This window comes from Halorubellus litoreus (assembly GCF_055378595.1).
The window spans coordinates 592,710-604,799 of the sequence record NZ_AP043834.1; the positions used below are offsets into that span (position 1 = coordinate 592,710).

The window sequence follows — 12,090 nt, forward strand, 5'->3', positions numbered from 1 at the left end:
GCATGCACGTCCTCGTCCCGTACGACGACTCGGAAGGCTCCGAGCACGCGCTCGAACACGCGCTCGACCAGTACCCCGACGCCACCGTCACGCTCCTGCACGTCATCGACCTCGTCGACGCCGGGTACGCCAGCCCCGTCGACGGCACCCTCCCCGGGTTCTGGGAGGAGTGGTTCGAGAACGAGCAGGCCGCCTCCGAGCAACTCTTCGAGAGCGCTCGCGAGAAAGCCGGTGACGCGGGCGCGGACCTCCGGACCGAGTCCGTCGTCGGCCGGCCGACGCGCGCCATCAACGACTACGCCGAGGACAACGACGTCGACCACATCGTCATGGGGAGTCACGGTCGCTCGGGCGTGACGCGCGTCCTCCTCGGGAGCGTCGCCGAGGGCGTCGTCCGCCGCGCCCCCGTCCCCGTCACCATCGTCCGATGACGCTCAAACTACGGGGCGACCCCGACCGCGACTGGACGGACGCGTTCCTCGACGACAACCCCATCCCCGTCCGCGTCGCCACGCGGACTCCCAGCGGCGGCCTCTGGATGCTCTCGCTGTGGTACGGGTACGACGCGGACGACGCCACCCTCCACCTCGCGACGTCGGCGTCCGCGCGCGTCGTCGAGTACCTCGAAGCCGACCCCGAGGTCGCGTTCGAGGTGTCGACGAACCACCCGCCGTACCGCGGCGTCCGCGGGCAGGGGACCGCGACGCTCGAACCCGACGACGACAAGGCGCTCCTGCGGACGCTCGTCGACGACTACCTCGGCGACCGCGACTCCGACCTCGCCCAGTGGTTACTGCGCGACGACCGCGACGAGGTGCACGTCACCGTCGACGTCGAACGAGCGTACGCGTGGGACTACGGCGACCGGATGCGCGACGTCGATGCTCGCCGACCAGAGTGAGGTGGCTCCGGGAGTACCCCGACCGGTGCCGTTAGGGCGGTTCGGTCCGCACGTCGAGGCATGCCCGAGCTGCCGGACGCCGGTTCGCTGCCCGCGCGATTGACGCCCCGGGACTTCGACCACTGGAACGACCTCGTCACCGCGAGCGACGACGCCGCCGACCGCGAGGTCGTCGCACCCTACACCGGCGACGCCTTCTGCACAGCACCGGAATCGACGCCCGACGACGTCGCGACCGCCGTCGCGGACGCGGACGCCGCCCAGTCGCGGTGGGCCGACCGCGGGTTCGACGCCCGCACCGACGTCCTCGAACGCTTCCACGACCTCGTCCTTGACCGCCGCGAGGAACTCCTCGACCTCATGCAACTCGAGACCGGGAAGGCGCGCGGCGACGCCTACGAGGAGGTCATGGACGTCGCGATGACGTCGCGGTACTACGCGACCCGCGTCGCCGACCAGCTCGCGAGCGAACGCCGTCGCGGCGCCCTTCCCTTGCTCTCGACCGCGCGCGTCCACTACGACCCGGTCGGCGTCGTCGGCATCATCGCCCCCTGGAACTACCCCCTCACCCTCGCGGTCGGCGACGCCCTCCCCGCGCTCCTGGCCGGGAACAGCGTCGTCCTCAAACCCGCAGAGGAGACACCGTACACGGCGCTCGCCACGGTCGAACTGCTCCGCGAAGCCGGGCTCCCACACGACGCGTTCCAGGTCGTCACCGGCGATGGCGCGACGCTCGGCGACCCGCTCATCGAGCGCGTCGACTACGTCTCGTTCACCGGAAGCACCGCCGTCGGGCGGAAGATAGCCGCGAAAGCGGGCGAGGAACTCGTCGACTGCTCGCTCGAACTCGGCGGGAAGAACCCCGTCTACGTCCGCCCGGACGTCGACGTCGACACCGCTGTCGACCGCGCCATCGGCGCGTGCTACACGAACGCCGGCCAGCTCTGCATCAGCGCGGAACGGCTCTACGTCCACGAGGACGTCTACGACGAGTTCTCCCGGCGGTTCGTCGACGCCGTCGCCGACCTCGAACCCGGCACCGAGTACGCGTACGGCGTCCCCGTCGGCTCGCTCATCTCCGAGTCGCAACTGGAGCGCGTCGAGGCGCACGTCGAGGACGCCCGCGACCACGGTGCGACCGTTGAGACCGGTGGCCGCGTCCGCGACGACGTCGGCCCGTACTTCTACGCACCGACCGTGCTCACGGACCTCCCCAGGGACGCGACCGCTGCCTGCGAGGAGACGTTCGGGCCCGTCGTCAACATGGAACCGGTCGCGAGCGACGCCGAAGCCGTCCGGAAGGCCAACGACACCGACTACGGCCTGCACGCGTGCATCCTCTCCGGCGACGTCGACGTCGCTCGCGCCATCGCTCGCGACATCGACGCGGGCACCATCTCGATCAACGACGGCTACGTCACTTCGTGGGCCGCCCACGACGCCCCGATGGGTGGCATGAAGGACTCCGGACTCGGCCGCCGGCACGGCGAGGACGGCGTCGTCCGATTCACCGAGAAGAAGGCGGTGTCGACCTCCCGCGGCCTCCCCTTCGACCCCGTCACCGGCCCGACCGACCTCGAAGCGAAGGTCCTCGCAGCAGGGCTCAAGCTCTGGCGGCACGTCCCCTTCCTGCGATAGACTCCGGACAGCGGGAGTCACTGGTTCTATTACCCCTCCCGCCGTGGTCGCTGGCAAGTCACAGCGTCGGCGCGGCCGTGGCTCCCGACCCACACCATCCATGACAGATTCCACGTACGAAGCGGACGACACGGGCTCGACGACGGTCGCGGGCGAGACCGCCGAGGAGACGCGCGAGGAGTGGACGGAGTTCGAGTTCGAGGGCGACGCGAAGTTGAGCGTCGAGGACCTGAACGTGTGGTACGGCGACGACCACGCCTTGAAGGACGTCTCCATGGACATCCCGGAGAATTCCGTCACCGCCCTCATCGGGCCGTCTGGGTGTGGGAAGTCGACGTACCTGCGGTGTCTGAACCGGATGAACGACCGCATCAAGGCCGCCCGCATCGAGGGCAGCGTGAAGCTGGGCGGGACGGAGATCTACGACGCGAACGCGAACCTCGTCGAACTCCGCAAACGCATCGGGATGGTGTTCCAGGCGCCGAACCCGTTCCCGAAGAGCATCAAGGAGAACATCAGCTACGGGCCGCGCAAGCACGGCGACATCGACACGGGACTCCTGGCACGCCTGTTCGGCCGCGACGACACCGAGCGCGAGCTCGAACTCGTCGAGCGCGCGCTCAGGCAGGCGGCGCTCTGGGACGAGGTCTCGGACCGACTCGACGACAACGCGCTCGGCCTGTCTGGTGGGCAACAGCAGCGGCTCTGCATCGCTCGCGCGCTCGCCGTCGACCCGGAGGTCATCCTCATGGACGAACCAGCGTCCGCGCTGGACCCCATCGCCACCTCGAAGATCGAGGACCTCGTCGACGAACTCTCGAAGGAGTACACGGTCGTCATCGTCACCCACAACATGCAGCAGGCCGCCCGCATCTCGGACCAGACCGCGGTCTTCCTCACCGGCGGCGAACTCGTCGAGTACGACGACACCGACAAGATCTTCGAGAACCCCGAGAGTCAGCGCGTCGAGGACTACATCACCGGCAAGTTCGGGTGATGTCGGTCGAATCCCGCATCGAGGCCCTCCACGGGAGCGTCCGCACGATGAGCGAGGTCGCTCGCGAACAGCTAGACCTCGCGCTCGCCGCGTACCGGAGCGCCGACGGCGCACTCGCCCGGACCGTCGTCGACGGCGACGAAGCCCTCGACGCCCTCCACCGCGAGGTCGAACGGGACTGCATCAACCTCATCGCGCGCCACCACCCGGTCGCGACCGACCTCCGGTTCGTCGTCGCGACGTTCAAGGTCGCGACCGACCTCGAACGCGTCGGCGACCTCGCGGTGAAGATCGCGAAACGCGCGCTCGTCGAGGACTGGGCGCCGACGCTCGGCGACGACCTCGACGACGTCGGCGACCTCGCCGCGGACCTCGTCGAGGACGCCGTGCACGCGTACCTCGACCGGGACGCGGACGCGGCCCGCGAGGTCGCCGCGCGCGACGACGAACTCGACGCCGCGTGCGAAGCCCGCACCGAAGCGCTGTTCCGCGACCTCGTCGGGTCCGGCGGGCCGACGATGACCGACGTCTCCTCGTACCTCCTGACGGTCCGCGACCTGGAACGCGTCGGCGACCACGGCGAGAACGTCGCCGCACGAACCGTGTACGCCGTCGAGAACGACGCCGCACTCCTCTACTGACCGCCGGCACCGCCCGCCTTAGGATTCGTCCGCGCCGTCGCTCCCGGTGTCCGCGAGGTACGCGAACCCGACGAGCGCCACTGCGAGCAGCGCGAGCGCCGTCATCGCGCGGTCCTGCGGGACCGCCGTCATGAGCGGGACGAAGAAGTGCGTCGCGAGCGACGCGACGAGGACCGCCGCCAGGCCGACGGCGACGGTCGCGATGACGTGCACCGCTTCGACCGAGCGCGTCGACGCCGCCTGCCCGACCTCCGCGCCGAACTCGACGGCGTACTCGCCGACGTCCCAGACCGCGATCGCGGCCGCCATCGCGACGAACACCGCGGGCGCGGGTGCGCCGGCGAACGCGCCAGCGACCGCCGCGACGAACAGCATCGCCGCGCCGAACACGAACCCGCTCGCGTGCTCGGGGACGAACGGCAGTCCGAACGCCGCCATGTAGAAGAACAACCCGATACCCATCACGACGAGCACGCCGGAGACGCCCCCGAGGACGGCCGGCCCGAACCCGTAGAGGTCGACGATAGCGGTCACCGTGCTCTCGCTGCCGGCCAGCCACGTCACGAACCCGTCGAACCCGGGGATGCTCGAGACGAGGACGACGACGATTGAGAGCGCGACGCCGCCGGTCGCGAACGCGAGCGTCTTCGGCGCTCGATTCCCGAAGACCGCGACCGCGGACCGACGGACGGCCGCGACGACCGGGAGGACGGCGAGGACGGCGAGCACCACGAGCAGCGCTCCGTGGAGGTAGAGGTTCGAGAGCGCCATCGCGGCGATGTCGCCGGCGGGGCCAGCGACCTGGATCAGGTACTCGAACGGCCCGGACCCGCCGGGGAACGCGAGGAGGACGACCTCGATACCGAGCAGGACCCAGAGGGCCGCTGGGACGTCCCGGATTCCGACGACGTCGACGTCCTCGGGGTTCCCGGACGGTTCGAGCGTCGCCGCGGCCCGACCGGCACGTCCCGCGAGCAGCCCGAGGAGCACGAACTCGAGTTGGAGCGCGACGAACCCAGCCATCGGCGTGCTCGCGAGCGCGAGCGTGAACAGCGTCCACGACCCGAACACGAGGTTCGAGAAGAGGTTCGCGTACAGCGCGCCAGCGAGGAGCGTCCCGAGTATCGTCGCGACGAACGACCGACCGAGCGCCGCGAACACCGGCCGTACCGCCTCGTCGGGGTCCATGCGTGCGGCGAGCGTCGTCACGCCCATCGTCGCCGCGATGGCACCGACGAGGACGGCGTCGACCGCGTTCGCCTTCTCGAGCGCGAGCGCCGCGACCACGAACACGGACGCGACCATGAGCAGCGAACTCCCGCGGATGCGAGCGCGAAGCTCCTCCTGCGCGACGTCCCGCGCCGCGTACCCGAACGCGATACCGCCGATGACACCGAGCAGCGTCTGGAGTGCGTACCCCGCGCTCACGCCGAGGACCGTCGCCGCGACCGTCGCGATGACGACCGCCGTCTTCGACCCGAACGCCGTCCGCGACCCGTCGAACTCGTAGGCGTCCGTCACTTCGACCACCTCCGGCGTGCACGGTCGAACGCCGACCGTAACGGCTCGTCGGGCGACCACGCCACCACCTTCACGCCGGCTTCCCGAACGTTCCCGATGCGTTCGAGCCACTGGATGCGGTCGACCGTCGACCCCGGCGTCTCCGTGCTCGTCACGTCGGGCGCGAGCATCCGGACCTGGTGACCCGAGGCCTGGAGGCGCCGCGCGGTCTCCGCGGGCTCGTCGTCGGGTACCGCGGACACGAACATGACCTGCGCGCCGTCCGGGAGCCGTCGACGCAGCCAGTCGACGCGCCGGTCGTCGTCGTACGTCCGGAACCCGCCGTCGGTCACCACCGGGAACGACGATTCGGTGCTCGTGTCCAGAGCGTTCCGGATGCGGATGGCGTGCCCGTCGCCGACGCCCGGCGGCACGTACTCGCTGTCGTACCCGTAGAACGCCAACCCGACCTGGTTGCCTTCGTCGAGGAGGTGCGAGACGAGCCGCGCCGCCGCGAACTTCGACAAGGTCACCGCGTCCGGTTCGTCCTCGCGTCGAGCGACCCGACATTCGTCGCGGACGTCCACGAGCACGACGACGTTCGCCGCGCGTTCCTCGCGGAACTCGACGGTCGTCAGCTCTCGCGTCCGCGCGTACCGCTTCCAGTCCACGCGATTCATCGGGTCGCTGTGATGGTAGTCCCGCGACTGATAGAACTCCACGCCCTCACCGCCGACGTCCGTCGGCACCATCCCCGTCTGCGGGATGGTCTGCTGGGCGAGCGGGACGTCACCGACGTCCGCGCTCACCGAGAGCGTCGTCTCCGCGCTCGCCGTCGACCGCGCCTCCGCGTCGCCGCTGACGTTCCGAGCGACGACCGTCGCATCGTCGAACTCGTGGCGGCCGCGGCGCGCCCGCACCACGTACGAGTACGTCGTCGACCCGCCCGCCTGGAGCGTCGCGGAGTGCCGCGGCGACCCGTCGACGACGCCGATGCGGTCCGGGACGCCGTCGACGACCCGCACGTCCGGGACGAGCGAGTCGCTCGCGTTCCGTACCGTCACCGTCACCTCGACGTCCTGCCCCGCGGTCGGCGTGTCGTCGGAGAGCGTCCGCGACACCGCGAACGACGGGTCGTTCGGCGACGTCGCGAACCCGTACGCGGCGTACGTGAGACCCACCACCGCGGCCATGAACAGCACGGTGTTGTTCCCGACGATGCCGAGCGCGCCCGCGACGAGCGCGACGAGCAACCCAACCTGCCAGCGGTCGTTCAGTATCACTTCGTTCATCAGTCCTCACCTCCGCGCTCCGCGGCGAGCTCCATGCTCGCATCGTCGCCCGCGGACGGCGTACCGTCCGAGGGACTCGTCTCCGATCCCGTCCCAGTCGATGCCGCGTCCGCGGTGGCTGCTGTCGTCGACGCGTCGTCCCCTTCAGGAGGTGCGTCGAGTCGCACGTCCGCCATCGACGTGGGGCCGTCGTCGCTGCTCGACGACGCGTCCGGTGCGAGCTCTGCGGCGGCCGCCCTGATGCGTTCGGTCTCGGACGCGGTATGCACCGGGAGCGCCGACCCGGTCGCCGTCCGTCCCTGCCCGTCGGCGCCCTCGCCCGTCGCGACGCCCGCGTGCCGAGCGATCGCCTCGACGGTCGCCTCCACGCGCCGCTGGTAGGCCTCGCCACTCAACCAGTCGAAGAACTGGAGTTTGAGCGGGAGGTCCGGCGTGTCCGTACCGAGGAACGCGCTCGCTCGCGGGTCGTCCGTCCACTCGCCCGTCTCCACGAGTCGCGTCGCCGCGTCAGCGCTGACGTCGTGTTCGCTTGCGAGGACGCGCGTCGCGACGCCCTCGAGCGACGACTGCACGTCGTTCTTCTCCCGGTACGTCCACCAGTCCTTCGCGTTGGACTCGGGGAGTTCCCCGCCGACCGCTTCGACGGACTTGTCGATGTCGTCGCCGGAGATGGCGTTCTCGTCGTAGTGCGCGCGCTCTGGGTTCAACCCGACGAGCGGGTTCGGTTCCGGTTCGCTGGTGCCCGTCCGGTAGAGCTGAAGGATACCGTACGCACCGCCGCCGAGCGCGACGAGGACGACGAGCACGGGGCTGCCGACGAAGACGCCGACGGTGCTCGCGACGACGCCCCCGATACCGGGCACGAGCGCGGCGACCAGCCCGAGGACGAGCGCGGCGACCGCCACCGTCGCGACGATCGGTCGAAGTGCGCTCTCGTTCCCCTCCTGTCGGAGGAACGACGGTCGGCTCACGACGACTCACCCTCCAGCGCTCGACGAACCCGCTCGTAGGCGTCGCGCGCGACGCTCACTCGTTCACCTTCGTCGGGACGGCCGCCGTATCGGACGTCGCGGAACGCGGTCGTCAGCGACCGGATGGCGTCCGTGGGGAGGCCGCGGTCGATGGCGCGACGAGCGATCTCGCCGGGCGTCTCGCCGTCCTCGCCGGAGACGCCGAGGTCCTCCTGGAGTCGGTCGAACGCTTCGCGTACCGACGCGGGCGGGTCGGGCGGTTCCGGCTCGGGTTCCGCGTCCGGCGTCGCGCTCGCGCCGTCGCGCGGGTCGTCGTCGGGTCGGTCGTCGCTCCGGCCGAGGAAGCTCCCGGACCCGATGGACGAGAGCGCGCCGAACCCGAGCGTGATGGAGCCGAGGCCGCGACCGAGGCTTCCGATGCCCTTCAGGACGCCACCGGGGACGGTCGCGAGGCCGCGACCGAGGCTCGCGCCGAGCGTCCCGAGACCGGTGGTCAATGCGCCGACGCCGGACGTCGCGTTCCCGACGCCGTCGGCGAGTCCGTCGAGGATGCCGGGGGCGTTCGACCCGGCGAACATCACGAACGACAGCGACGTCTGCGGGATGCGTCGGAGGTACTCGACGACCCGGAGGTGCGGGGCCGACGGGAGGTCCCATTCGCCGGGGTACCGACGTCGATGGTGCCGTCCCAGGCCGACGCTGGCCAGGATGACGGTCGCGCCGGCACCGAAGAGGATGGTGACGAACGCGAGCAGCGCGCCCTGGAGGCCGCCGTCAGCGGCCGCATCGCTCCCGGGAGCCTCGGTCGTCGTCGTCGTGGTCGTCTCGGTCGATGCGTCTGACCCGCCCGAGTCTTTGGCGGCGGTGGTCGTCGTCGATTCGTCCGCGGACGTGCTTGCGTCGGTCGTGGACGACGTGCTCGTCGTCTCGTCGGCCGTCGTCTCCGCGACGGTGGCGGTCCCCTGGTCGCTGGGGCCACCGCCGCCGCCGGAGCCGGGCGCGCTCCCGTTGGCGATGCCGCCGGCGGGCACGGGGTTCGTGCCGAAGCCGGTGGCGGGGAACAGGCTGGCTCCGAGGACGACGGCGAACACGCACGCGATGGCGAGTGCCGCTCGGTACAGGTCGTGGTCCACATCTTGGCCTACACACGAACGGTTAAATATATTACCTTTGATACGTGTTCGGAGGGAACGAAAGCACGGCCGGATGGCGTGTCAGGACGGAAACCCTTTTGGTGCGCAACTTCATTTCCACGACGTACGGCATGGAACGCGACAGGAACCTCATGCGGGACATCCTCCTCACGCTCGCCCTGATACTCGCCATCGACGCCGTCGTCGTCGGCGTGTTCGCACTCCTCGCGTACCCCTGGCTGACGTTCGTCCACGCCCCCATCGCCGCCGTGGTCGGCACGACCGCCGCACCCGTCGCCCGATGGCTCGTCGTCTTCCTCCCCGTCCTCGCACTCTTCGTGTGGGCGCAACTCCGATTCACGCGCCAGGAACTCCTCGCCGACGTCCCGGCCGGCGACGCGACGCGCGACACCCACCCGGACCTCCACGCGCGATTCGTGCGCCTCTGCAAGCAAGCTGACATGCAACCGCCCGACCTCGCGGTCGTCGACAGAGACGTCCCGAACAGTTTCGCCGTCGGCGGCGTCACGAACGCCACCGTCGTCGTCTCCGAAGGCCTCCGAGACGCGCTCTCGGACGACGAACTCGACGCAGTCCTCGCCCACGAACTCGCGCACGTCAAGAACCGCGACGCGACCGTCATGACGCTCGCGAGCTTCCTTCCCGCGCTCGTCAGCGACGACCGCAAGATACTGAACGTCGACGGCGGCGCGAACCTCCTCGTCTGGTTCGTCCTCACGTTCGTCCTCTACCTGCTCGCGTCCCCCTCGCTCCCCGGCGCGCTCTTCTCGGTGTCCTCCGTCGTCGGATTCGTCACGCTCGTCGCCATCAGCGTCCTCGGCGGCGGCATCATCCTCGGCGTCCTCACCGCACCGGTCGTCCTGCTCTCCCGGCGGCTCTCAGAGAGCCGCGAGTTCGTCGCGGACCGCGCCGGCGCCGTCCTCGTCGGCGATCCGAGCGCGCTCGTCACCGCGCTCGAGAAGCTCAGCGACCGCGGGTTCGAACTCCCCGACACGGACGCTCGAACGCACTACACGGGCGTCGACGGCCTCTGCTTCCTTCCCTACGGCCTCGACGACACCGACGCCAGCACGGACGAGGACACGTTCACCGTCGAGACGCGGTCGCATCCGCCGACCCACGAACGCGTCGCGAACCTCCGCGCGCTCGTCGACGAACTCTGAGACCGCGTTCCTGCCGGAACGCCTCGCGGAACACCAGCCAGCATCGTTAACTCGCCCGCCGAGCTAGCCTCGTCCGTGCGAAGCATCCTCGTCCTCCTCGCTGCCCTCCTCGTCGTCCTCCCGGCCGCGAGCGCCACCGGTGGGGCCGCGTCGACACCAGCCTCCGGGGTCACGACGGCGACCGCCGATTCGCTGTCTCGCGTCGACGCCGCGAGCGACCGCGGTGACTCGCTCGCGGCCGCGGGCAACGCCAGCGACGACCCGGTTATCGTCGAACGCATCACGGTGAACCGGACGCCCGACAGAGCCGGGTCCGTCCGCGTCGACGTCGCGTACGACCTCCCCGAGAACGTCGTCTCTTTTACCGTGGAGTCCACCCGCCTCCAGCGTGACGCGGTGTCCCTCGCCGCCGCGACCGGGTTCGACCGTCGATCCGACGGGTCGTTCGCGTGGGACGAACGCACGGCCGCACCGACGCTCTCGTTCACGTACGACGTCGCCGAGACGTACTCGCGGACCGTACTCGGCGTCGAGGGCGACGACTGGGCGTTCGTCTCCCTCCCGAACCCGTACGTCTCCTGGCGGTATCGCGGCACCGCGCCGACGTTCGAGACCGAACGCCGAACCGCCGGCACCGGTCACGCGAGCGGCTCGTACGCGCTCGACGGCGCGGACTCGACGACGTCGCGGACGGTCGGCGACGTGAACCTCACCGTGGTGGTCGCGCCGACCGCACGCCCCGAAGCGACCGCGGACGCGTACGCCGCGCTGTACAGGGTTGGACTCCGCGAACTCGACGCCGGGTTCGAGTACGACGCGAGCGGGCTGTTCGTGCTCCCGACGGCTAGCGTCAGCGACGACGTCGCGCTCGGGACGTCGACGCGCTACAGCTTCTGGGTGCAGGACGAGTACTCGTCGGTCGCCGGCGTCGAGAACACGCCCGCTCACGAGTTCGTTCACACGCGGATGGGGTCGTTCGGGGCCGGGTCCTCGCGCTGGTTGACGGAGGCGACCGCGGAGTACTACGGGCACGTGCTCGCGACGAACACCGGGGCCGGGTCCTGGAGCGAGTTCCGCGACGCGGTGACCGTCGAGCGCGAGGCGTTCCGGGACGCGACGCTCGCGGACGCGTCGACGTGGCGCGACGAACTCGTCCCCTACGAGAAGGGCGCGCTCGTCCTCGCCGCGCTCGACGCCGAGATCGCCGCGCGCACCGGCGGCGTCCGCTCGCTCGAGGACGTCCTCGCGTACCGGTTCAGCGACGACGACCCGTACGGCGACCTGGAGACGTACGAGAACTTCTCGGCGGCGGTGGTCGCGACGACGAACGACGAGTCGATGCGCGAGTGGCTCGACCGGTACGTCGCCGGCGGTGAGACGCCATCGGTTCCGTCGGACCCGGACGCGTTCGTCCTGAACGACTCGATGGATTCCGACGACGACGGCGTGCCGAACGGCGACGAGGTGCGGACGAACCCGTTCGACGCGGACACCGACGACGACGGGTTCGACGACGCTGCGGACCCGTACCCCACCGACGACACGCGTCCGGCGGATACGACGACGTCGACCACGACCGACGGTTCGTCATCCATGGGGGCGGAGACGACGACGGAGTCCTCGACGTCCACGACGCGCGCGCCGACCGCGACGTCGACCGCATCGGGCGACGCCGGCTCCACGACGGAGCAGGGTTCGGTCGTGGATTCGATTCCCGGGTTCGGACCGGCGCTCGCCGGGTTCGCGGTCCTGGCCGTCGCGCTCGCGGTCGCGCGCCGGGAGTGACCGCGGTCCCGAGCCCCGCCCAATCGAGTTCTCCACACCACGACGTCC

The 12,090-nt window shown here is 70.4% G+C and carries 11 protein-coding genes; 7 read left to right on the forward strand and 4 right to left on the reverse strand.

The window, feature by feature from the left end; genetic code table 11:
• Positions 1-2 precede the first annotated feature (2 nt).
• From ACZ48X_RS02665 to phoU, 5 genes are all read left to right on the forward strand, one after another.
• Entirely contained in the window at positions 3-431 is a 429-nt protein-coding gene (locus tag ACZ48X_RS02665; RefSeq protein WP_336351121.1) for a universal stress protein, read from the forward strand.
• On the forward strand, positions 428-901 hold the full coding sequence (locus ACZ48X_RS02670) for a pyridoxamine 5'-phosphate oxidase family protein (protein ID WP_336351120.1): 474 nt from the start codon (positions 428-430) through the stop codon (positions 899-901). The genes ACZ48X_RS02665 and ACZ48X_RS02670 overlap by 4 nt, the downstream gene beginning before the upstream one ends.
• A 60-nt stretch (positions 902-961) precedes the next feature.
• Positions 962-2,539 (forward strand): succinic semialdehyde dehydrogenase, encoded by a 1,578-nt coding sequence (locus ACZ48X_RS02675; RefSeq protein ID WP_336351119.1) that lies wholly within the window; start codon positions 962-964, stop codon positions 2,537-2,539.
• 100 nt (positions 2,540-2,639) lie between these two features.
• Positions 2,640-3,536: a phosphate ABC transporter ATP-binding protein PstB gene (gene pstB / locus ACZ48X_RS02680; RefSeq protein ID WP_464379797.1), complete on the forward strand. Its 897-nt coding sequence runs from the start codon at positions 2,640-2,642 to the stop codon at positions 3,534-3,536.
• Positions 3,536-4,177 carry a phosphate signaling complex protein PhoU gene (gene phoU, locus ACZ48X_RS02685; protein WP_336351658.1) on the forward strand — a complete coding sequence of 214 codons (642 nt, stop codon included), beginning with the start codon at positions 3,536-3,538 and terminating at the stop codon, positions 4,175-4,177. The genes pstB and phoU overlap by 1 nt, the downstream gene beginning before the upstream one ends.
• Positions 4,178-4,195: 18 nt before the next feature.
• Here phoU and ACZ48X_RS02690 read toward each other — a convergent pair whose 3' ends face one another.
• The 4 genes from ACZ48X_RS02690 to ACZ48X_RS02705 are packed head-to-tail and all read right to left on the reverse strand — an operon-like array spanning position 4,196 to position 9,073.
• Positions 4,196-5,707: a DUF7519 family protein gene (locus ACZ48X_RS02690; RefSeq protein ID WP_464379798.1), complete on the reverse strand. Its 1,512-nt coding sequence runs from the start codon at positions 5,705-5,707 to the stop codon at positions 4,196-4,198.
• Positions 5,695-6,969: a DUF58 domain-containing protein gene (locus ACZ48X_RS02695; protein ID WP_336351656.1), complete on the reverse strand. Its 1,275-nt coding sequence runs from the start codon at positions 6,967-6,969 to the stop codon at positions 5,695-5,697. Before ACZ48X_RS02695 ends, ACZ48X_RS02690 begins: the two co-directional genes overlap by 13 nt.
• Positions 6,969-7,940: a DUF7269 family protein gene (locus tag ACZ48X_RS02700; RefSeq protein WP_336351655.1), complete on the reverse strand. Its 972-nt coding sequence runs from the start codon at positions 7,938-7,940 to the stop codon at positions 6,969-6,971. The genes ACZ48X_RS02695 and ACZ48X_RS02700 overlap by 1 nt, the downstream gene beginning before the upstream one ends.
• Positions 7,937-9,073, reverse strand: a complete 1,137-nt coding sequence (locus ACZ48X_RS02705) for a DUF4129 domain-containing protein (RefSeq protein ID WP_336351654.1) — start codon at positions 9,071-9,073, stop codon at positions 7,937-7,939. Before ACZ48X_RS02705 ends, ACZ48X_RS02700 begins: the two co-directional genes overlap by 4 nt.
• Positions 9,074-9,204: 131 nt before the next feature.
• On the opposite strand from ACZ48X_RS02705, the gene ACZ48X_RS02710 reads away from it, so the two are divergent.
• Both ACZ48X_RS02710 and ACZ48X_RS02715 read left to right on the forward strand, forming a co-directional pair.
• Positions 9,205-10,257: a M48 family metalloprotease gene (locus ACZ48X_RS02710; RefSeq protein ID WP_336351653.1), complete on the forward strand. Its 1,053-nt coding sequence runs from the start codon at positions 9,205-9,207 to the stop codon at positions 10,255-10,257.
• A gap of 75 nt (positions 10,258-10,332) precedes the next feature.
• Positions 10,333-12,042 (forward strand): M61 metallopeptidase family protein, encoded by a 1,710-nt coding sequence (locus ACZ48X_RS02715; RefSeq protein ID WP_336351652.1) that lies wholly within the window; start codon positions 10,333-10,335, stop codon positions 12,040-12,042.
• Positions 12,043-12,090 lie beyond the last annotated feature (48 nt).